The 20,988-nt window shown below is 65.9% G+C and carries 17 protein-coding genes; 5 read left to right on the top strand and 12 right to left on the bottom strand.

Annotated features, from left to right (window positions below; genetic code table 11):
• Positions 1 to 70: 70 nt before the first annotated feature.
• The gene (locus tag SB771_RS29620; protein ID WP_175661921.1) at positions 71 to 1,042 is read right to left on the bottom strand and encodes a phage tail protein; all 972 of its coding nucleotides are present in this window, start codon (positions 1,040 to 1,042) and stop codon (positions 71 to 73) included.
• Positions 1,043 to 1,163: 121 nt separating this feature from the next.
• On the opposite strand from SB771_RS29620, the gene SB771_RS29625 reads away from it, so the two are divergent.
• The 5 genes from SB771_RS29625 to SB771_RS29645 all read left to right on the top strand — a co-directional run bounded on the left by SB771_RS29625 (position 1,164) and on the right by SB771_RS29645 (position 8,918).
• On the top strand, positions 1,164 to 2,009 hold the full coding sequence (locus tag SB771_RS29625) for a M15 family metallopeptidase (RefSeq protein ID WP_041491077.1): 846 nt from the start codon (positions 1,164 to 1,166) through the stop codon (positions 2,007 to 2,009).
• Positions 2,010 to 2,310: 301 nt separating this feature from the next.
• Positions 2,311 to 6,252 carry a type VI secretion system membrane subunit TssM gene (tssM, locus tag SB771_RS29630; RefSeq protein WP_175661920.1) on the top strand — a complete coding sequence of 1,314 codons (3,942 nt, stop codon included), beginning with the start codon at positions 2,311 to 2,313 and terminating at the stop codon, positions 6,250 to 6,252.
• Positions 6,249 to 7,238 carry a type VI secretion system-associated protein TagF gene (gene tagF, locus SB771_RS29635; RefSeq protein WP_006755789.1) on the top strand — a complete coding sequence of 330 codons (990 nt, stop codon included), beginning with the start codon at positions 6,249 to 6,251 and terminating at the stop codon, positions 7,236 to 7,238. Before tssM ends, tagF begins: the two co-directional genes overlap by 4 nt.
• 4 nt (positions 7,239 to 7,242) lie before the next feature.
• Entirely contained in the window at positions 7,243 to 8,202 is a 960-nt protein-coding gene (locus SB771_RS29640; protein ID WP_175661919.1) for an OmpA family protein, read from the top strand.
• 140 nt (positions 8,203 to 8,342) lie between these two features.
• A complete protein-coding gene (locus SB771_RS29645; RefSeq protein ID WP_175661918.1) occupies positions 8,343 to 8,918 on the top strand; it encodes a hypothetical protein in 576 nt (191 codons plus the stop codon).
• Here the strand turns inward: SB771_RS29645 and SB771_RS29650 are convergent.
• The 11 genes from SB771_RS29650 to tssC all read right to left on the bottom strand — a co-directional run bounded on the left by SB771_RS29650 (position 8,905) and on the right by tssC (position 20,979).
• Positions 8,905 to 9,204 carry a hypothetical protein gene (locus SB771_RS29650; RefSeq protein WP_175661917.1) on the bottom strand — a complete coding sequence of 100 codons (300 nt, stop codon included), beginning with the start codon at positions 9,202 to 9,204 and terminating at the stop codon, positions 8,905 to 8,907. The two genes, SB771_RS29645 and SB771_RS29650, sit on opposite strands and share 14 nt — an antisense overlap.
• A 248-nt stretch (positions 9,205 to 9,452) precedes the next feature.
• Positions 9,453 to 10,316 (bottom strand): hypothetical protein, encoded by an 864-nt coding sequence (locus SB771_RS29655; protein ID WP_410721227.1) that lies wholly within the window; start codon positions 10,314 to 10,316, stop codon positions 9,453 to 9,455.
• On the bottom strand, positions 10,270 to 10,605 hold the full coding sequence (locus tag SB771_RS29660) for a hypothetical protein (protein ID WP_244096850.1): 336 nt from the start codon (positions 10,603 to 10,605) through the stop codon (positions 10,270 to 10,272). Before SB771_RS29660 ends, SB771_RS29655 begins: the two co-directional genes overlap by 47 nt.
• Positions 10,592 to 11,470, bottom strand: coding sequence for a DUF3304 domain-containing protein (locus SB771_RS29665; protein ID WP_244096849.1), 879 nt, complete (start codon positions 11,468 to 11,470; stop codon positions 10,592 to 10,594). The genes SB771_RS29660 and SB771_RS29665 overlap by 14 nt, the downstream gene beginning before the upstream one ends.
• Before the next feature lie 50 nt (positions 11,471 to 11,520).
• Positions 11,521 to 12,642, bottom strand: coding sequence for a type VI secretion system protein TssA (gene tssA / locus SB771_RS29670; RefSeq protein WP_175661916.1), 1,122 nt, complete (start codon positions 12,640 to 12,642; stop codon positions 11,521 to 11,523).
• 39 nt (positions 12,643 to 12,681) lie between these two features.
• Positions 12,682 to 15,351, bottom strand: a complete 2,670-nt coding sequence (gene tssH, locus SB771_RS29675) for a type VI secretion system ATPase TssH (RefSeq protein ID WP_175705122.1) — start codon at positions 15,349 to 15,351, stop codon at positions 12,682 to 12,684.
• Positions 15,352 to 15,389: 38 nt separating this feature from the next.
• Positions 15,390 to 16,490, bottom strand: a complete 1,101-nt coding sequence (gene tssG / locus SB771_RS29680; protein ID WP_175661914.1) for a type VI secretion system baseplate subunit TssG — start codon at positions 16,488 to 16,490, stop codon at positions 15,390 to 15,392.
• The gene (gene tssF / locus SB771_RS29685; RefSeq protein ID WP_105834610.1) at positions 16,454 to 18,289 is read right to left on the bottom strand and encodes a type VI secretion system baseplate subunit TssF; all 1,836 of its coding nucleotides are present in this window, start codon (positions 18,287 to 18,289) and stop codon (positions 16,454 to 16,456) included. Before tssF ends, tssG begins: the two co-directional genes overlap by 37 nt.
• Positions 18,290 to 18,366: 77 nt before the next feature.
• Positions 18,367 to 18,852: a type VI secretion system baseplate subunit TssE gene (gene tssE, locus SB771_RS29690; RefSeq protein ID WP_105834611.1), complete on the bottom strand. Its 486-nt coding sequence runs from the start codon at positions 18,850 to 18,852 to the stop codon at positions 18,367 to 18,369.
• Positions 18,853 to 18,914: 62 nt separating this feature from the next.
• A complete protein-coding gene (locus SB771_RS29695) occupies positions 18,915 to 19,418 on the bottom strand; it encodes an Hcp family type VI secretion system effector (protein WP_006477093.1) in 504 nt (167 codons plus the stop codon).
• Between the two features lie 70 nt (positions 19,419 to 19,488).
• Positions 19,489 to 20,979, bottom strand: a complete 1,491-nt coding sequence (gene tssC / locus SB771_RS29700; RefSeq protein ID WP_006751237.1) for a type VI secretion system contractile sheath large subunit — start codon at positions 20,977 to 20,979, stop codon at positions 19,489 to 19,491.
• Between the last annotated feature and the right edge of the window lie 9 nt (positions 20,980 to 20,988).

Below are 20,988 nucleotides of genomic sequence, written 5' to 3' on the forward strand. Positions count from 1 at the left end.
ATCCCAAAAAGCAATGCGCCGCCCATTGGGCGGCGCATGTGCGATAAGCGAGCCGGCGCGAAGCCGAAGATTACTGCCGCGGCTCCGACTGCGCGGCGGTCGGGCAGGCCGGATCCTTGCCCCAGTGGCCGTCGCAGACGCGCCAGCGGCACAGCTGATCCTCGAAGAAACCGCGCTCCGAGCAATCCTTCACGCGCGATGCGAGCGAACCGCCCGTCGTGGCGGCCGTCTTGGTCGGCACGGCCTGCCCCTTCTGTGCGGCGGCCTTCTTGTCGGCCGGCTTCGTGCGTGCGACGAGCGCGGCGAGCAGATCCGCATCCGGATCGTCCTTGCCGGACGCCTTCGCGCTCGCGGTACGGGTCGTCGCGTCGCGACGCTTCTTCGCCTGCGCGAGCTCCGCCTGCTGTTCCTTGTGATGCTTGCGGGCATCCGCCTTCGTTTCGGCCTTCGCATCGGCCTTGCCGCGTGCGGCGATCTTGTCGCCCTTCGCGGTGTCGGCCTTCGCCGTTTTCGTCGCCGCTGCGGCGGCGGCCGTGGCAGCGCCTGCTGTGGCGGCGCCTGCCGTGGCTGCGCCCGACGCATCGTCGGCACCGCTCGCGAGCGCGCGCGACAAGCGGCTGCTGTCGGCGCCCGACGCAGAGGATGCGGACGCAACGGTCTGGGACGCGGCATCGTCATTGACGATCGTCGCGGGTTGCGCGGCGGGCGCGGCCGACGCTGCATTCTGCGCGACCTGCGGGGCGCCGCCGCTGGCCGTCTCGACCTTCGCCGGTGCCGGCACGGGCGCGGCGGCGACGACGGCCTGCTCGCCCGATTGCTGCTGCCAGCGCCACGCGCCCCAGCCGCCGACGGCGACCACGAGCGCGACGACGGCCGCGATCGGCCCCTTCAGCGAACGGCGCGGGGCCTCGGCTGGCGGCGTGACACGTCCTTCCAGATTCGCGAGAATGCGCGATTGCTGCGGCCCACCCCCGCCTGCCGGTTTGGTATCGGACAGCAGGCTGGGCGGGGTTTTCGAATTTGAATTTTCCGGCGCACTCATTCAGCGTCTCATTGAATCCTGGTTTAATTCACCGCGATAATATAGCCCGGCCTCTCAAGGCAGCCTGATTCTAAGAGCAAGCATTGCAAAACACAATCAATTCCAATTTCCGGGGATTTCCTTGATTGCCGTCGCACTCGTCGCCTATTTCGCCCTCGCCGTCGCGGTCGCGGCCCTGTTGCTTTTACCGGGTATCCGGGCGACCGTTTTCGAATCGGTCGCCCAGTTTCACGGCCGCATGACGCGCCGCGCGAACGATCGCGCCGCACGCACGCGCAGTCAAATTGTTAAATCGGCAACCGCGACGCGCGGCGCATTAAGTGGCGTGCAAAATTTACTGGTTCGGCGGCGCTTGATGATTATGGTGTCGGCAGGTATTCTTGCGACGCCGCCATTGGTGGCCATTGCGTTACGCGGTCGGCAATTATTTCAGTACGACGACACGGCGCGCGTGCCCGACGAGAAGATCGCCGCGCTGTTGCAGGGCGAACAACTCGTGCCGCCGCCGCCGTTGCCGCCGGAAGTCTTTGCCACGAAGGAAGTCGAACAGGTGCGGCCGGCGCTGAAGGATGCGAGCCGCGACTGGAACCTGCTGGATCCCGATTTCCGTACGCGTTTGCTGCTGGTCTACAAGATCATGCACGAACAATATGGTTACGAGATGGCGCTGCTGGAAGGTTATCGGAGTCCGGAACGGCAGAACCGGCTCGCGCAGATGGGCACCAACGTGACCAATGCGGCGGCCTTCCAGAGTTATCACCAGTTCGGGCTCGCGACGGACAACGCGTTCCTGCGCGACGGCAAGCTGGTCATTTCCGAGAAAGATCCGTGGGCGATGCGCGGCTACCAGTTGTACGGCCAGGTTGCCGAGCAGGTCGGACTGACCTGGGGCGGCCGATGGAAGATGATGGATCTCGGGCACGTGGAATACCATAAACCCGGTTTTAAACTGGGACGCGGCAGCTAGTCACGGCTGCCGAACAAGAAATAATGAGGGCGGCATGGGGCTTTTTAATCACCCGGCAGGAAACGATTTGGGCGGCGCAATCGATCGGGCATTCCGGTGCGCGATTTTTTCAGGCCGCCGCATCCGTTTTAATTCTCACAGCGTCCTTTCGTTATTGCGCGCGCCTTCTCCGATGCCGCGGGCGCATTGATGCCAGCCCCCTTCATCCCGTTTGACAGCATGGCGACACATCGCAGCGCCACCCTTGCCGCTCGGCGCGCCTGCGTCGCCTCACTGAATCGCACCGGAACCTGAACGTCCTATGCAACGCATCCTCAACGTGCTGACTCATCCGCGTACGCTCTCGATTGTCGGGATCGTCGCGCTAGCGGCGATTCTCTTCATCGTCGCCGACATGCTGCAGCTGCCGCTCCTGTGGGCGGCGCTCGCCTTCGCGGCGATCCTCGTGCTGTGGCTCGGCGTCGCGTTGTGGCGCCGCTGGCGCGTGAAGCGCGCGAACCAGCAACTCGGCCAGGTGCTGGAAGAGCAGGCGGAAACCGGCAAGATCGCCGCGCCGGCCGCGGCCGCGCTCGCGCCCGACTCGAAGACCGCCGATCTCGACGTGCTGCGCACGCGCCTGTCCGACGCGGTGAAGACGATCAAGACGTCGAAGATCGGTCAGGTGTCGGGCGGCTCCGCGCTGTACGAACTGCCGTGGTACATCGTGATCGGCAACCCGGCCGCGGGCAAGAGCAGCGCCGTGCTGAACTCCGGCCTGCAGTTTCCGTTCGCGGACAAGAACAGCGCCGTGATCCACGGTATCGGCGGCACGCGCAACTGCGACTGGTTCTTCACGACCGAGGGGATCCTGCTCGACACGGCCGGCCGCTACTCGGTGCACGAGGAAGACCGCAGCGAATGGCTCGGCTTCCTCGGCCTGCTGAAACGCTACCGTCCGAAGGCGCCGATCAACGGCATCATCGTCACCGCGAGCATCGCCGAACTCACCGGCAACCGCCCCGAATTTGCGATCAACCTCGCGAAAAACCTCCGTCAGCGCGTTCAGGAGCTGACCGAAAAGCTCGAGGTGTTCGCGCCGGTCTACGTGATGTTCACGAAGGCCGACCTGATCACCGGCTTCACCGAATTCTTCAGCAGCAGCGACAAGCACGAGTACGACCGCGTGTGGGGCGCCACCCTGCCCTACGAGCCGGACGAGAAGCGCGACGTCGTCGCGCTGTTCGACGAGCGCTTCGAGGAGCTGTACGAAGGGCTGAAGGAGATCAGCGTCGCGCAGCTGTCGCTGTCGCGCGGCAACCAGCTGTCGCCGGGCCAGTTGAGCTTCCCGCTCGAATTCTCGACGATCAAGCCGTCGCTGCGCGCGTTCCTCGCGACGCTGTTCGAGAACAACCCGTTCCAGTACAAGCCGATCTTCCGCGGCTTCTACTTCACCAGCGCGCTGCAGGAAGGCGAAACCAACAGCGCCGCCGCGCAGCGCATCGCGCATCGCTTCGGCCTCGACGCGAGCGCGCTGCCGAAGCCGCACAGCGCGTTCTCGAAGAACGGCTTCTTCCTGCGCGACCTGTTCTCCAAGGTGATCTTCGCGGACCGCCAGACCGTGCGCCAGTTCGCGAGCCCGACCAAGACCCGGCTGCGCTACGCGACCTTCTTCGGCTTCGTCGCGGCCCTCGCGCTCGCCCTCGGCGGCTGGACCTGGTCGACGATCGGCAACCAGCAGCTCGTCGCGAACGTGCAGGCCGACCTCGACAACGTCACACGCCTTCAGCAGGGCCGCAACGACCTGCAGTCGCGTCTGCAGGCGATGGACATCCTGGAAGACCGGATCGAACAGCTCGAGCAGTTCCGCCGCGACAAGCCGGTATCGGTGTCGCTCGGCCTGTACCAGGGCGACCGTCTCGAGCAGCATCTGCTGACCGAGTACTACAACGGCGTGCGCCAGATCCTGCTCGCGCCGGTCTCGCAGAACCTCGCGTCGTTCATGAAGGACGTGAACGCGCACCCCGAACAGCTCGTGCCGATGACGCGCCCGCCCGAATCGGGTGCCGTGCAGGGCGGCGCGGTGCCGGTCTCGACCAACCCGCCGGGCGCCGCACCGCCGGCCGGCGCCGCGCAAGGCGCATCCGCCGCGATGGCCGCCGCGCCGCAACAGCCGGCTGCGCCGCAGGGCGGGCTGTACAGCGACGCGTCGCCGACCAACGTGCAGGACGCGTACAACGCGCTGAAGACCTACCTGATGCTGTCCGACAAGCGTCATGTCGAACAGGCGCACCTGACCGACCAGCTCGCCCGCTTCTGGCGCGGCTGGCTCGAGACGAATCGCGGCAACATGCCGCGCGACGAGATGATCAAGAGCGCCGAGCGCATGATCTCGTTCTATCTGTCGCGCGTGACCGACGACGACTGGCCGATGATCGACGCGAACCTCGCGCTCGTCGACCAGACCCGCGAGAACCTGCGCCGCGTCGTGCGCGGCATGCCGGCCCGCCAGCGCGTCTACGAGGAAATCAAGGCCCGCGCGTCGACCCGCTTCGCGCCGATGACCATCGCGCGCATCGTCGGCGACGGCAACCAGGGGCTGGTCGCCGGCAGCTACGCGATTCCGGGCACGTTCACGCGTGAGGCATGGTTCGACTACGTGCAGCCGGCGATCCGCGACGCGGCGACCAAGGAACTGCAGGCGAAGGACTGGGTGCTGAACACGTCGACGCAGGACGACCTGACGCTGGAAGGCAGCCCCGAGCAGATCCAGAAGACCCTCGTCGGGATGTACAAGACCGAGTACGCGCAGCACTGGCAGAAGTTCATGCAGGGCATCGCGGTGCAGGGCTTCAGCAGCTTCGGCCAGGCCGTCGACGGGATGAACCGCCTCGGCGATCCGCAGGATTCGCCGATCCGCAAGATCCTCGAGACCGCGTACGACCAGACGTCGTGGGACAACCCGTCGCTCGCGAACGTGACGATCAAGAAGGCGCAGACGGGTGTCGTGAACTGGGTCAAGCAACTGTTCACGCGCTCGCAGGCCGGCCAGATGGCGGCCGCGAACATCGACATCAACGGCAATCCGGCCGAGGTGCCGATGGGTCCGATCGGCCAGGAGTTCATCGGGCTCGCGCGGATCGTCGCGACGCACGACGGCACGTCGATGCTCAAGGGCTACATGGATTCGCTGTCGAAGGTGCGCACGCGCTTCAACGTGATCAAGAACCAGGGCGACCCCGGCCCCGGCGCGCGCCAGCTGATGCAGCAGACGCTCGACGGCAACGGCTCGGAACTCGCCGATTCGCTGAAGTTCGTCGACGAGCAGATGCTGACCGGCCTCACCGATTCGCAACGCAAGTCGCTGCGTCCGCTGCTGGTACGCCCGCTGATGCAGGCGTTCTCGGTAGTGATCCAGCCGGCCAGCGCCGAAGTCAACAAGGTGTGGAACGCGCAGGTCTACCAGCCGTTCCAGAGCTCGCTCGCGACGAAGTACCCGTTCGCCGCGAATGCGAAGGTCGAGGCCGGCGCAGGCGAAATCGCGCAGGTGTTCGGCCCGGACGGTGCGATCGCCAAGTTCGTCGGCACGACGCTGGGCCCGCTCGCGGTGCGACGCGGCGACACGCTCGCGGCCCGCACGTGGGGCGACATGGGCATCGGCCTCACGCCTGACTTCACGAACGGCTTCGCGCGCTGGGTCGCCCCGCTCGCCGGCGGCGCCGCAGGCGGCGCGGCCGCGGCGGCCGAACCGCAGACCGTGTTCCAGATCCTGCCGCAGCCGAGCACGGGCACGACGGAATACACGATCGCGATCGACGGCCAGCAACTGCGCTACCGCAACACGCCGCCGCAGTGGACCAATTTCGTGTGGCCGAACCCGCAGGGGTCGCCGGGCGCGACGCTGTCCGCGACGACCTTCGACGGCCGCACGGTGCAGCTCGTCAACGAGCCGGGCCGCTACGGTCTCGAGAAGCTGATCAACTCCGCGCAGCGCAAGCGCCGTCCGGACGGCACCTTCGACCTCACGTGGATCCAGGGCAGCGTGAACGTGTCGGTGACGATGCGTATCATCAGCACGTCGCAGCCGACGAGCGGCGGCGGCGACCAGCCGCAGCAGCAGAGCCTGCGCGGCCTGCAGCTGCCGTCGTCGGTCGCCGACGCGAGCGCGGGCGCAGCACAGAACGCGACGCAGGCCGGCACCGGCGCGCCGGCCGCGGCACCGGCCGTCACGGCCGCCACCGCAACGAATGCACAGGGGGCGCAATGACGCAAACCGTTCAGGCGCAGATCGCCTACTTCGGCAAGATTCCGTCGCGCGGCGACTTCGTGAAGAGCCCGCACAATCCGCAGTTGCTGCAGACGCTCGATCGCTGGATCGCGCAGGCGCTCGAACTGCTCGCGGAAGATCCGCGCTGGAAAATCGTCTACGAGGATGCGAAGCCGATGCATTTCGCGTTCCTCGGCTCGCGCAGCAAGCTAGCCATCGCCGGCCACATGGTCGCGAGCCACGACGTGTCGATGCGCCGCTTCCCGTTCCTCGGCGCGACCGCGCTGGAAGTCGACCGGCCGCTCGCGTTCCTCGCGCGCAGCCCGCTCGCGTTCGCGCGGCTGTGGTCGCGCGTCGCCGCGCAGATCCCGCCGCTGCTGGCCAAGGAGGAGCCGCCCGGCGCGCTGCAGGCGCTCGGCGACACGCAGGTGCCGATCGACGTCGGCGGCCCCGGCACGTCGCATGACGGCACCTTCAACGACTTCATCGAACACCAGTCGCTGTACGGCCTGCAGCAGATGCTGCTCGAAAGCGGCCATCCGGTCCGGCTGCGCGGGGCGATGCTCGCGCTCGGCTCGCTGTTGCGGCCCGTGATGCAGAGCGGTTCGTCGCACATCGAGCGCGGCCTCACGCTGCCGCTGCCGGTCGATCCGTTCTATCGCAGCCTCGTCGCCGCGTTCTGGCTCGAACTGATCGCTCCGTTCGTCGCGCAGGCCGACTTCGAGCTCGCGATCTTCATCGGCTCGATCGCCGAGCGCGAGCGGTTGATCATCGGCTTCAACGGCGCGTCTTCGAAGACGCTGCTGAGCGTCGTCGACCCGCAGACCTACGCCGCCCACAACATCGACATCGACGATCCCGAGTGGATCGACGCCCATGCGCAAAACGATCATCAGATCAGCAAGCTCGTCAGCTACCTCGACCAACCGCAACTCTCGCTGCGCGTCGCCATCGACGCATTCCGCGAAGCGTTCATCGGAGGCTGACGCGATGCAACGCACGATTCACGTCCGCCGGGCGCGCTTGTCGCACTTCTCGCCCTTCGTGGCCGCCCTCGTCGCCGCCGGGCTCATCGGCAGCGGCGCGGCCTACGCGCAGAACACGGGCGGCGCGACCGTCACGCCGGTCGGCAACGGCACGGTCGCGACCGCCGCCCTGCCCGCGAATTCCAATCCCGCCGCCGCACCGGCCGCGGGGTCCGGCACGGTGGTGCACGGCACGGCCGGCACGATCGCGCCGCCGCCCGCGAACGCGACGCCCGGCCAGGTGGTGGCCGGCGGCAAGGTGCCCGACGAGGCGACCAAGGCCGCCGTGCTGCAAAAGCTGCGCGACACCTACGGCGCGGCGAACGTGGTCGACCAGATCGAGGTCGGCGACGTCGCGACGCCGCCGAACTGGAGCGCGAACGTCCAGAAACTGCTCGGCGCGCAGCTCAAGCAGATCAGCAAGGGCCAGTTGAAGATCAACGGCACGCAGATCGAGGTGAAGGGCGAGGTGCACAACGAAGCGCAGCGCCAGCAGCTCGCGAGCGACATGGCGAACACGCTGAACCCGACGTATACGATCAAGAACGGGTTGCGTGTGTCGGCGTCCGAGCAGGGGCTGCTCGACCAGACGCTCGCGAACCGCACGATCGAGTTCGAGACGGGCAGCGCGACGCTCACGCCGCAAGGCAGGCAGATTCTCGATCAGATGGCGGCTGCGTTGTCGAAGTTGCAGAACCGCACGGTCGACATCATCGGCCACACCGACAACTCGGGGAACCGGACGTCGAACATCGCGCTGAGCCAGGCGCGCGCGGATGCGGTGAAGGGGTATCTGATCACGAAGAGCATCCCGCCGCAGCAGATGACGACGACGGGAGTCGGGCCGGATCAGCCGATTGCGCCGAATGATACGGCGGACGGACGGGCGAGGAATCGACGGATCGAGTTTCGGGTGGGGCAGTAGGCGGCGATTCCGCGACATGGCGAACCGGGGGCTGGATACCGGCAGACTCGTTCCGCGGATTGCGCACGCCCCATTCTGCTTCCGCAGTGTCAACAAGTCGGTCGCCTGACCGGCCGGCTACTGAATCCAGCCATATTCCAGTGAAATACGCACTGCGCTGCTTGCGGTCGGCCATTCTTCTGTTAGCCGGTGGCTTCCTCGTGCTGGCGGGTGCAGCTGCCACGATCAATTCGGCCATCCTCGTTCGCGCTCGTGCGTGGCCTCACGTCCCCGCCATGGTCGAGCGATGTGAGGTGTCGCTGCGATATGGCAAATCCAGTGTGACATGGGAGGCGCGCGCCCTCTTCCGCTATGGCGTGGGACAGACGCAGCAGTACGATACGACGTGGCAGCCTGCCGGGTCGCCGGTGTATTCGCGTTCGGCCGCCTCGAACCTCAGCCACGAACAGCTTGTTGCGTTCACGAAGACGTACTGCAACGCGGCCGCGAACGACGGCCTGCGTGTTTCGTCGATGTTTCCGGGCATTGCCCGGCGAAACGACGTGGTGGCGGGCGGGGCGTGGGTACGGGAAATCGGGTTCGGTCTGTTCGCTGTGGTCGGCGGGTTGATGTTGTGTGCGGTGGGTATTTCGCTGCTGCCGTGGATTGAGGAGCGCAAAAGGGACGCGGTAAAGCGCAAAACGCGGCGAGCATGCAGTCGCGTCAGCGGTTCATGACGCATACGGAACGACTGGTTTCGGATTCTGCTTGGCTGCCTCCAAACATGTGACGCGGCTGATCGCCGTGGTATGTAGCCCGAGGATCGGGCATTCCCTGATCGTTCGCCTGTTTCAAGTAATCCAGCAGAGTCGTCGCTCGTTGCTCCGCCAGCTCGCTCAGGCACTCCGCGCGATCAGCATTGCGGCCCAGGGCATCGAAGAAGAAACTCATGCGAATCGTCGCATCGCACGGCATGCAGTCACTCTTCGGATAGAGATGCGCGAGCTTGATTTTCTCAGCCATGCGGCCTCTCCTCCGTACGTGGTTTCGGCTATGTCAGCTCCGACTTGCCGCATGCCGCCATGTCCAACACGAGCAGGTACCCTACAAGGACACGACTCGCCAGCGACGAAAAGCTCGTCGCGCTATTCGCTGATGTTTTGTGTCCGAATATTGTCCAACATGCGCTGACGGCGTATCCCGTGCATAGATGTCGTGCCGCCTGTCGCGCAAGGCACCCTTCTCCCGTGGCCCCACCGCTCTCCGCGCAATCACCCACGTCGCACTTCGTCCACACGTGGTAACGGCAGCAAGCCGTCGGGAATCGCCGGGACAGCGACGGGCTCGAAGCTGCCGCTCGCCAATGCGGACAGCACGTTGTTCGGCAGAGCCTGCATCGACTTCGCAAACGTACCGGGTTGACCGGCGACAGTCTGCAAGATGCGCTGAACCGCCGGGTGCGAATCGAATCGGCTGTTCACAAGCAAATCAAAGTACGCGTATTGCTCGAGATCGCGCCGATCGGTCAGCCGGTATTTCAACCACGCAGCGGCCACTGCATGTGCGATGCGTCGATGCGACTGCCCGTCCGTATCTGCAAATTTCTTGTCCAGTTGCGCCCGGTAACGAGTTGCCATCCATCGGGAAACGTCGACGATCGGGATGCGCGCATCATCCAGAAGTTCGCCTGGAAACTGGAACTCGACGTGACGGTCCGGATAGAAATGAACCTCGAGAATACGGGTCCCGACTCTCTCGGGAACAGTCGACGGCGGCATCACGACCTTTGTCTCGACCTGCCGCTCGTACGCGTCATCCATCGTCCATCGGTCTGCGTCGTAGTACTTCCATTTGACCGTGAACTCCGAACCCTTGAGCTTGTAGCAGCACGTGACACTCCCGCCGCCCGCACCGGGCGGATCGTCACCGCCGCCGCTTGCCCTGTTGCCATAAGCGTCAGTGATCGTGAATCCATTCATGTTGTAGGGCAGATAATTCCGGCCCACTACCGAAATCCCGCTATACACCGGCTCCGATTTCCCGCACGCACTCAAAACTGCCGCAAGCAGGAACACACCCAGCGCCGACCTACGCCACGCCACAAAGCACCCCCAACGAGTCCCGCTGATGCGCATTGCGAATCGCATCCCATGTCGCGTTGTCGAATCGCGCACGCGTTGCATCGAGAACCTTCTTGCCGGTCATTTTCCCCGCGGCGAGGTCGACATTGAGCCGGACGTTCGACTTGGCATCCGCGTTGAGATTCGTCCCGGGGTGCGAATAGTAGAGCTGGAACCAGAACTGATTCACGTGACGGTCGATGTCCATGTTGGTGCGGTGCGCATCGAAACGACGCGAGATGTTCGAGTACAGCCCGCCGTCCGGATCGAGTCGAATGGCGTTTCGATCGTTAGCTCCGGCCATGGCTATTGTCCTCACGTGGCGGCGGCACCAGCCCCGCGGGAATCGACGGCACCGCTACCGCCTGGAATCGGTTCTGCCCGAGCTCTTTCACAACCGTCGGCGACAGGACGGCCGCCGCCTTCGCGAATGCGCCCGGCTTCCCCTTGCCTGACTGGATGAGTTTCTGCACCGCCGGGTGCGCGTCGAACCGGGGGTTCACCAGAAGCGCGTAATACGCGTATTGCTCAAGGTCGCTGCGATCGGTGAAGCGGTACTTGATCCACGCTTCCGCAACGGTTCTCGAAATCCGGCGGTGCGACTGGGCGTCGTTGTCCTGATACTTCTTGTCGAGCTGCTTGCCGTATCGTTTCGCCAGATCACGCGACACGTCCACGATTGGCAACCGTGTACTGCCCAGCATCTCGCCGGGAAATGCCAGTTTGACATGACGGTCGGGGTAGAAGTGAACCTCGAGAATGCGCGAGCCGATCGAATCCGGCTCCTTGGTCGGCGGCAACGACACGTCCGTCTCCGCCTGCTGTTTCTTCACCTGCTCGCCCGGTCGCCAGTCGTCCGCATCGTAATAGGTCCACTGAACCTTGAAATCAGTGCCCTTCAGCAAGTAACAGCAGGCGATGCTGCCTTCACCTGCGCCAGGTTCGAGATCACCGCCACCGCGTGCCTTGTTGCCAAACTGATCGGTGATCGTGAACCGAACAAGGTTGTACGGCAGGTAGTTCAGCGCCTCGGTTGAAATGCTGGTGTAGATCGGATCGGACTTGCTGCACGCCGCCATCGACACGAAAAGCAAGCCTGCTGCTACAACTCGCAACGCGGCAGAGAATGGTCCGCGAGCGGCGCGTGCATCGCGACAGCCCTCCTTCATCGCGAACCCGCCCGCGCTCTCAGGTCTCGAAGCCGTCGCCCACGACTGCCTCACGACTGCTCATCAGGCCTCACCCCCAGCAGCTCGCGGATATGCGACAGCGACCCGTCGTCCTTCACCACGCTCTCGAGCCACTTGTGCAGCGGCATGTCGGCCCATTCGGCGGCCTTGTCCGCGAGATACGCGACCGGGCTGTGCGGCTCGGTCTGCCGGAAGTAACGCGCGACGGCGCGCAGCTGGTCGACGGCCTGCGCGCGGTTCTGGATGCCGGCAATCATTTGCGTCATCGGAGGACGCGGAGCGGTCTGCGACTGCACATGGGTCTCCTGGATGGGGAACGCGTCGCCGAAGCTCGGCTCGAGGCGCTCGGGCTGCGCCTGCGGTGCCGACGGCGCATGCGGCGCGCTGCCCGTATAGCCCTGCTCGCGCGCAAAGCGCTCGGCGAGCCGGTACACGGTCTCGAACGCGTCGCGCGCCTGCCGGAAGCTCGGCGCCGAATCGCCCGCACGTTCGACGAGCCGCTCCTCGAACGCATCGAGCGAGAACTCGAACGCCTTCAGATTGGCGAGCAGCGTCGTGTAGAACGCGATCGGCGTCACGCGCCGCGACGCATCGACCTGCTCGACCGACGGTTTGCCGCGCGCGATGTCGTCCGCGTGTTCGGGGTCGCGCTTCACGGCCTGCGCCACATGCTGCGCGACTTCCCAGTCGAGCGTGGTGAACGCGTTCGACGCGCCTTCCGTCACGGGGATGCCGCGCAGCAACTCGGCCGTGCGGCCGGACAGCCACGCAACGTTGCCGAGCCGGTATTCGATGTCGTCGCCTTCCGGCAGCGGATGTACGGTGTCCCAATAGTCGCGGCACAGGCCTTCCAGCAGCGCATAGCCTTCGGTGAGGCCGGTGATGCCGTCCTCCAGCGCGAGCGCCTCGGTCAGCCACACGGCGAGCCGCAGGTCCTTGGTGCGCGTGCGCAGCAACTCGCCCGCGTGATCGACGACGAAGCCCCAGTCGGCCTCCTTGATCTCGGTCACCCACTCGCCCTGGTCGAGCGTCGGATCGTCGTAGCGCCGCGCGTCCTGGATCGCGTCGAATTCGTTCGAGAACAGCAGGTCGTCGCCGCTGGGCGACGCATCGCTGATCGGCGTCAGCAGCTCGGGAAGATTGATCGGCATGGTTCGGTCAGTTCATCAATGCGTGTTGCGCGGCCGTGCTCATTCGACGGTGTACGCGAATTCGCCGGCCTCGTCCGCGCGCACCGCGATGCGCGCGATGGCCGCGCCGTCGGCGATCCGGCCGAGCACGTGGCCCGCGATCTCCGGCAGCAGCGTGCCGTTCAGGATGTGGTCGACGTTGCGGGCGCCCGAGTCGACCTCGGTGCAGCGCGCGAGCACCGCATCGACGAGCGATTCGTCCCACTCGAACGCGGCCTTGTGGTTCGCGTCGATGCGGCGGCGGATCCGTTCGAGCTTCAGCTCGATGATCTCGGCCAGCACGTCGTCGGAAATCGGGTAGTACGGCACGACCTTCATCCGGCCGAGGAACGCGGGCTTGAACGTCTTGTACAGCTGCGGGCGCAGCGCCTCGGCGAGCGCGTCCGGATCGGGCAGCTCCTCGGCCGGCTTGTTCAGGCACGCCTGCATCACCGCGGCCGACCCGACGTTCGACGTCAGGATGATCAGCGTGTTGCGGAAGTCGATCTCGCGCCCTTCGGCGTCGTCCATCGTGCCCTTGTCGAACACCTGAAAGAACATCTCGAGCACGTCCGGGTGCGCCTTCTCGACCTCGTCGAGCAGCACGACGGAATACGGGTTGCGGCGCACGGCCTCGGTCAGCACGCCACCTTCGCCGTAGCCGACGTAGCCCGGCGGCGAACCCTTCAGGCCCGACACGCTGTGCGCTTCCTGGTACTCGCTCATGTTGATCGTGACCATCTTGCGCTCGCCGCCGTACAGGATGTCGGCCAGCGCGAGCGCCGTCTCGGTCTTGCCGACGCCCGACGGCCCGACGAACATGAACACGCCGCGGGGCTTGTTCGGATCCTCGAGGTTGGCGGTTGCCGTGCGCACGCGCTGCGCGATCGCATCCAGCGCATGGTCCTGGCCGATCACGCGCGCGCTCAGCAGCGGCTGCAGGTTCAGCACGGTGTCGATCTCGTCCTTCACCATGCGGCCGAGCGGAATGCCGGTCCACGCGGCGACGATCTCGGCGACCACGTGGCCGTCGACCTGGAGCGGCACCATCGGCTCGCCGCCCTGCAGCGCGTGCAGCGCCGCGACGCGCTCCGTCAGCTTCTCGCGGGTGGCCGACACGTCGACCGGCTCGCCGTCTTCCGACGGGCCGCGCGCCTTGTCGAGCGTGTCGCGCAGTTCGGTGATCTCGGCGACGATCACGCGCTCGGCTTCATAGCGCGCCTCGTCCTCGGCCAATTGCGCGAGCGCCGTGTCGCGCGCGCCGCGCAGCTCGCCAAGCCGCTCGTCGTGCGACGCGCCGCCCGCCGATTCGCGTTCCAGCGACGCGATTTCCGCGTCGATGCGCTCGATGCGCTTCTTCGTGTCGTCGATCGCCGCCGGCGTCGCGCTGTGCGCGAGCGCGACCTTCGCGCACGCGGTGTCGAGCACGCTGATCGCCTTGTCCGGCAGCTGGCGGCCGCTGATGTAGCGATGCGACAGGCGCACAGCCTCGGTGATCGCATCGTCGAGGATCCGCACGTTGAAGTGCTTCTCCATCAACCCGGACATCCCGCGCAGCATCGCGGCCGCGAGCGGCTCGCTCGGCTCCTCGACCTTCACGACCTGGAAACGCCGCGCGAGCGCCGCATCCTTCTCGAAATACTTCTTGTATTCGCTCCACGTCGTCGCGGCGATCGTGCGCAGCTCGCCGCGCGCGAGCGCCGGCTTCAGCAGGTTCGCCGCGTCGTTCTGGCCGGCCTGACCGCCCGCGCCGATGATCGTGTGCGCCTCGTCGATGAACAGGATGATCGGGTGCGCGCTCTTCTTCACCTCGTCGATCACGCTCTTCAGACGGTTCTCGAACTCGCCCTTCACGCTCGCGCCGGCCTGCAGCAGGCCCATGTCGAGCACGTGCAGCGCGACGCCGCGCAGCGGCGGCGGCACGTCGTCGGCCGCGATCCGCAACGCGAGCCCCTCGACGACCGCCGTTTTGCCGACACCGGCCTCGCCGGTCATGATCGGGTTGTTCTGGCGGCGGCGCATCAGGATGTCGATCGCCTGGCGGATCTCCGCTTCGCGGCCGATCACCGGATCGATCTTGCCGTCGCGCGCACGCTGCGTGAGGTTGGTCGTGTACGTGTCGAGCGCGGGCGTCTTCGACGGGCCGGCCGCGGGCGCGGCGCCGTTGGCAGCCGGCGCGACGTCGCCGTCTTCCGCATCCGGCTGGCGCGGCTCGGCCTCGCTCGAGCCGCCCATGATCTCGTCGAACTTGTGCTTCAGGTCCGTCACGTTCATTTCCGCGAACTGCGGCGACATGCGCTGCGCGAACTGCGCGAGATCGGGCGCGGTCAGCAGCGCGAGCAGCAGGTGCCCCGAGCGGATGCGGCCGAGCTGCGAATCGAGCGACGCGATCAGCCATGCCTGCTCGAACAGCGCGATCAGATGTACGGAAAACACCGGCGTGCGCGTGTTGCCCGTCTTCAGCCGCGTGAGTTCGCGCTCGAGATCGGCACGCAGCGCATGCGGATCGACACGGCTCGCGCGCAGTGCGAGCGGCAGGTCGCCCGTCGCTTCGTCGAGCAGCGCGAGGAACAGGTGCTCCAGATCGACCTCGTAATGGCCGCGCGCCAGGCACGCGCTCGCCGCACGCTCGGTCGCGTGCCGGCACAGCGGGTTCAGTTTCGTGATCAGGGTCTTCAGAGGCGTGCTCATGGCGTCGATCTCAGGTTCGATGTTGTTGTCGTTTGGAATCAGTGAATCACGTGCAGTTCGTAGCGGGCGTCCGAGCGGTCGTGGGGCGCGTCGCGCGTGCAGAGGAACGCGTCCCAGCCGAGCCGCGAACCCGCGCCGAGCACGCTCGCGCCCACCTCGGTGCGCTTCAGCACGAGCTTCACCTCGTATTCGAGCGTGACGCCGGCGAGCAGCGTCAGCATTCGTTCGAGCGCGACGGCGTGCGCGCCGCCGGGCAGGAACGCCTCGTAGTCGCGCTTGGACAGCGGGCCGACGACGATCCGCGCGCGCATGTCGCGCTGCCACACACGTTCGCCGACGAGCGCCGTCGCGCCGAGCACCGCGTTGACCTCGCCGAGCACGCTCAACTGGTCGGGCGGCACGTCGTACCATTTGCCGACGAACTGGTCGATCTTCACCGGCACGCGGAAGTAGTCGGACAGCGCGCGCTGCAGGTACGCGGCCGACATCGGCCGGTGCCGCGCGGCGAGCGCGTAGCCGGCGACGGCCTCGTCGAGCACGCCGCCCGCGCCGGCCGCGAGGTTGTCGCGGATCTCGTCGCTCGGCACGCCGGCGATCGCGAGCAAGAGCGGCAGGTAGCGCTCGTCGCGATCGAGTTCGTAATGGAACGGCAGCCGGTATTTCTTCCACGCCGCGTAGAACAGCGCGGTCGCGCGGTTCGAGAACACGTCGAAGAATGCGCGTGCCGCGTGGTCGCGCTTCAGGTGCTCGCGCGCGACGATCTGCTCGGTGTAGTGCAGCGGCAGCGCGCCCTGAGCGCCGAGCAGCCCGAAGAACGCGGGCGTCAGCTCGACGTGACCGAGCTCGCCGGCCGCGAGCGCGGCGCCGCGCTCCTCATCCGAATCGAGCAGCGCGCCGCCGTCGTGGAACGAGCGCGCGCCTTCGATCTCGCTCGGCGGAAAGCCGAGCGACAGCGTGTTGCGGAATTCGATGTGCTGCGCGACGACGTCGCCCTGCCGCCATGCGCCGGGCGCATCGGACGCCTGCCGCGCGAACAGCCCTTCGAGCACGCGCACCGCCTGGAAGAATTCGAAGCGGTGCGGCTCGTCGAGCAGCGCGTCGACTACGCCAGGATCGATTCGCCGGTTCGGGGCTTGCATCGGATGATCTCCTCGCCGGTGCGCTTCGACACCACGACTAGTTGAACGAAACTGTTGAGGTGGACATACAGCCCGAAGAAGCTGTCGAGCACGCGCACGAACGACGCGAGGCTCGCGCCGACGAAGTGCTCCTCGTCGATCGTCAGCCGGATCTCGATGCCGCGCACGAAGGTCGCGAACGGCTTGCCGGGCAGCCACTGCACGGCGCCGCGCTGCTCGACGCCGGCGAGGCCGTCGATCTGGCGCATCGACACGGCGGTGCGCCGCAGGTCGTACAGCGTCAGCATTTCCTTGAGCGGCGCGAGCCCGTGCGCGACCAGCGACACGTGGTTCAGCGCGAGGTGCGACACGAGCCGCCAGTGCGCGGCGCGGCCGCGCTCGAAACGCACGCTCTGGGTCGGGCGCCGCAGCAGCGAGATGCCGCTCGTCTGCGCGCCGCCTTCCTGGAACAGGTCGCCGCCTTCGAGGCCGAACGCGAGCATCGACGGCAGGTCGCGGTTCGTGCAGGTGAGGTCGAGGCTCAGCGTGTCGGTCTGCGGCGACGTCGGCTCGAAGTCGATGTCGACGATCGAGATCTCCGTTTCGTATCCGGGGCTTTTCTGCGCGACCCAGTCGTTGCGGCGCGCGAACCAGTAATGACCGATCCGCGCCGATTCGCCGTGATGCAGCGAATAGAACGGCCGGAACTCGATCACCGATTCCTCATGCGCCTGCTGCCGGACGAGCTTCACCGAATCGATCGAGTACACCTCGTACGCGAACGCCCGGCGCGCTTCGGCGATCACCGGGTACGACACCGCGCGGTGCGTGATGCGGATCGGCTCGCCGTGCTGGCGGAACAGGTTGACGATCGGCGTGCAGAACAGCCGGAAATGGCTGGCCGTCAGCAGCTCGAGCAGCCGCGCGACGTGCGAATCGCTGCGCACGTCCTGCAGCACCAGATGCAGCGTCGCGCGCTGGCAGCGGCCGGCCGCGCGCGCGATCGCCGCGACGTCGAAATCGACGAAATCGAACTTGTCGGGGAACGCGAAGTATTCGGTGAGCAGGCGATAGGCGGGGTGTGACTTCGCCGGGTAGTCGATCAGCGCGTCGTCCTCGTCGAAGCCGGCGTGCGCGATCGGCAGCTTGCGCAGCGCGGTCCAGCGGCCGTTGCGCTCGGGCTCGACATACGCGCCGAGCACGTTGACGAACAGGCAGTCGGTCAGCGCGGCGACGAACGACTGTTCGCCGTGCAGGTGCGCGCGCAGCGTCGGCAGCTTCAGCGCGCCGAGATCGAGCTGCGCGGCGAGCGATTCGAACGTGATCGAGATCACGCCCGTCGCGTTGGACGGCAGCACCGTCGCGCTCGGCGCGAGCGCGACCGGCATGTAGCGCGCTTCCGAAATGCGGATCGGCGCGAGCGTCACGTCGTACGCGGTGCGGAACCGGCACTGCACGCCGCGGATCGGACGGCTCTTCAGCTCGGTGCCGCGGTCGATCACGACCGGTTCGGTCTGCTGGCCGGGCGAAGCCGGCGTGAATTGCGCGATCGAGCACGACGGGAACGGCCGCAGGTAGTGCGGATACAGCACTTCCAGCAGCGCTTCGGTGAATTCCGGGTAGTCGTCGTCGAGCTTCTTGTTGATGCGCGCGCCCAGCAGCGCGAACGACTCGATCATCCGCTCGACGTGCGGATCCTCGCAGTGCTCGCCGGACAACGCGAGCCGCGCGGCGATCTTCGGATAGCGTTCGGCGAAATCTCGCGAATAGCGCCGCAAAAACGATAATTCGCGCTCGTAATACGGCAGCAATTCTTCCATCGACGACCCCGAACCTCAATATTTCCTGCCGGACCCTGTTCCTCCACCGGGCGGTCCGGCCCGCTCGGCGGCTTGACTCACAGCATTCTTGCCGCGCGTGTGCGCGTGACCGAATACTGCAGCGTCGACGGCTGCAGCATCGCGTCGAAACTCACCGGCTCCTCGGCCGGATGCACGACGAGCAGCGCCTGGATCGCGAAGTAAAGCGCGTTGGTCGACTGCTCGTTCAGCTCGAACGTCACCTGCACCTGCTGCAACCGCGGCTCGTGGCGCGCAATGGCCTGCTGGATCGACTTGCAGATGAACGCGCGGTCGTAATGACTCGCGAGGCTCAGCCCCGCGAAATCGTTCAGCCCGTAGGTCAGCACCGACTTCTGGCATTCCGGCAGCTCCGCCAGCTCGAGTTCGGTGTGCGCGATACGGGTGTTGAGGATCGCCTCGACGTCGCGGGCGACCGTGTTCTTGAGCTCGTCCAGCGACAATTGCCGCATCGCTGCCGAGGCCGGCAGGTGCGGTTCGTCGTCGAACAGCTTGTCGAGAAAACTGGGTTCGAATCGTTTCATCAGCCGGCTCGCACAGCGAAAACGGCAACGGGACGCAGCGCGCCCCGTTGCCGCAACCGACCTTAGACCGCGTAGGTCTTGTCGTTCTTCGTCAGACTCCAGGCGCCCTGCGTGTTGCCGCCCTGGTTGCCGCCGATCTTCTGCTGGGTTTGCTTCCACTGCACAGCTGCGTACTTCAGCGAGAACGTCTCGAGCGGCAGACCTTCCTCGCGAACGCTCGGGGCGATGCTCGAGATGATCACGTACTTGAGCTTGACTTCCAGATACTGCACGCGCTTGCCTTCACCGTCAGCGCGCGAGAAATGGACCGTCACCTCGTCGAACGTGGTGCCGCCCGAAGCGTGTTGGTACAGCAGCGGGCTCGACGAATCGATTTCCTTCGTGAAAATCATGTCGCCGTGCTCGCAACGCGTCATCGTGTGACCGCCAGCGGTCGATGCGGTTGCCGAACGCGGTTGAACGATCGAGTGATCCCACGATTTCAGCTCGATCCAGCCCTGGTGGTCCTTGTCCGCGGACTCGCCCTTCACCGCGGGACTACCAAACTGCAAGTGCATATGTAACATGGCCCTTCGACTCCCCAAAGAGGTGGTTTTAACGTCCTACCCAGGCGGCCCGCCCGGGCGATTTGCTCGCTTATGAATTTGCCGGTTTGGGCAGATCAGCGACAAGTCGCAGAGAAATCGAGAGTTCGTCGAGCTGAAAGTGCGGGCGCAGGAACGCGACCGAACGATACGAGCCCGGCTTCCCCGGAATCTCTGACACTTGTATGGATGCCTCGCGCAGCGGGAATTGCGCCTTCTGTTCCTGCGATGCGTTGTCGTCGAGCAGGACGTACTGCGAAATCCACCGGTTGAGGAAAGTCTCCACGTTCTGCGCCGATGCGAAGCTGCCGATCTTGTCCCGCATCATCGCCTTCAGGTAATGCGCGACGCGCGATACCGAGAAGATGTACTGAAGCTGGGCGGACAGGACGGCATTCGCATTCGCGCTGTCGGTGCTGTATTTTTTCGGTTTCTGCACCGATTGCGCGGCGAAGAACGCAGCGTAATCCGAGTTCTTGCAATGAACGAGCGGGATGAAGCCGAGGTCGCTCAGCTCCTTCTCGCGGCGATCGGTGATCGCGATTTCGGTCGGGCACTTCAGCGCGACTTCACCGTCGTCGGTCTTGAACGTGTGGGTCGGCAGATCCTCGACGAGGCCACCGCCTTCGACGCCGCGGATCGCCGCGCACCAGCCGAAGTCGTCGAACGCGGCGGTCAGGCGTGCCGCGAATGCCCATGCCGCGTTGCACCACAGGTACTTGTCGTGCTCGGTGCCGTCGACATCCTCGACGAAGTTGAAGTTCTCCGCGGTCTGGCCGTCCTTCGGATTGAACGGCAGGCGGCCGAGGAAGCGCGGCAGCGTGAGGCCGACGTAGCGCGAATCCTCGGAATCGCGGAACGACTTCCACTTCGCGTATTCGACCGTATCGAACACCTTGCCGAGATCGCGCGGCTTGCCGAGGTCGGAGAACGACTCGAGGCCGAGCAGCTCCGGCGACGCCGACGCGATGAACGGCGCATGTGCAGCGGCCGCGACGTGCGACATCTGCTCGATGAAGTACATGTCTTCCGGCTGGCGCGAGATCTCGTAGTCGCCGATCAGCGCGCCGAACGGCGAGCCGCCGAACGTGCCGAACTCTTCTTCGTAGACCTTCTTGAACAGCGCGCTCTGGTCGAACTCGCTCGCGCCCTTGAAGTCGCGCACGAGGTCGCGCTTCGGGGCGTGCAGCGCCTTGATCTTGATCGTCTGGCCCGTGTTGCTTTCCTTGACCAGGTAGTCCATCCCGCGCCACGTGCTTTCCAGGCGCTGGAATTCCGGCGCGTGCATCACCGCGGAGAGCTGCGTGGAGATCAGGCGGTCGAGCTCCGCGACGCGCGCGTCGATCGTCGCCGACAGGTTGTCCGACACGATCACCGTGCCGTCGAGCACCTGGTGCACGAGTTCGCCGATCAGGTCCTTCGCACGCGCATGCTCGGAATCGGATTTCGCGACCTTGCTCTTCTCGACGATGTCGTCGAGCAACGAAGTCCCGGCGGCGTATTCCGCGCCGCTCGCTTGGGCCGCAGCCGTTTGCTGGTTCATCTCAATACT

Origin of the sequence: Burkholderia sp. SIMBA_051, from assembly GCF_046534915.1 — a bacterium.
Lineage (GTDB): Bacteria > Pseudomonadota > Gammaproteobacteria > Burkholderiales > Burkholderiaceae > Burkholderia > Burkholderia ambifaria.

Bases quoted from the DNA above. Each gene is read 5' to 3' on its own strand.
- SB771_RS29620 (WP_175661921.1), bottom strand. From the start codon at position 1,042: ATGAGTGCGCCGGAAAATTCAAATTCGAAAACCCCGCCCAGCCTGCTG.
- tssM (WP_175661920.1), top strand. From the start codon at position 2,311: ATGCAACGCATCCTCAACGTGCTGACTCATCCGCGTACGCTCTCGATT.
- tagF (WP_006755789.1), top strand. From the start codon at position 6,249: ATGACGCAAACCGTTCAGGCGCAGATCGCCTACTTCGGCAAGATTCCG.
- SB771_RS29640 (WP_175661919.1), top strand. From the start codon at position 7,243: ATGCAACGCACGATTCACGTCCGCCGGGCGCGCTTGTCGCACTTCTCG.
- SB771_RS29650 (WP_175661917.1), bottom strand. From the start codon at position 9,204: ATGGCTGAGAAAATCAAGCTCGCGCATCTCTATCCGAAGAGTGACTGC.
- SB771_RS29655 (WP_410721227.1), bottom strand. From the start codon at position 10,316: ATGCGCATCAGCGGGACTCGTTGGGGGTGCTTTGTGGCGTGGCGTAGG.
- SB771_RS29660 (WP_244096850.1), bottom strand. From the start codon at position 10,605: ATGGCCGGAGCTAACGATCGAAACGCCATTCGACTCGATCCGGACGGC.
- SB771_RS29665 (WP_244096849.1), bottom strand. From the start codon at position 11,470: ATGAAGGAGGGCTGTCGCGATGCACGCGCCGCTCGCGGACCATTCTCT.
- tssA (WP_175661916.1), bottom strand. From the start codon at position 12,642: ATGCCGATCAATCTTCCCGAGCTGCTGACGCCGATCAGCGATGCGTCG.
- tssH (WP_175705122.1), bottom strand. From the start codon at position 15,351: ATGAGCACGCCTCTGAAGACCCTGATCACGAAACTGAACCCGCTGTGC.
- tssG (WP_175661914.1), bottom strand. From the start codon at position 16,490: ATGCAAGCCCCGAACCGGCGAATCGATCCTGGCGTAGTCGACGCGCTG.
- tssF (WP_105834610.1), bottom strand. From the start codon at position 18,289: ATGGAAGAATTGCTGCCGTATTACGAGCGCGAATTATCGTTTTTGCGG.
- tssE (WP_105834611.1), bottom strand. From the start codon at position 18,852: ATGAAACGATTCGAACCCAGTTTTCTCGACAAGCTGTTCGACGACGAA.
- SB771_RS29695 (WP_006477093.1), bottom strand. From the start codon at position 19,418: ATGTTACATATGCACTTGCAGTTTGGTAGTCCCGCGGTGAAGGGCGAG.
- tssC (WP_006751237.1), bottom strand. From the start codon at position 20,979: ATGAACCAGCAAACGGCTGCGGCCCAAGCGAGCGGCGCGGAATACGCC.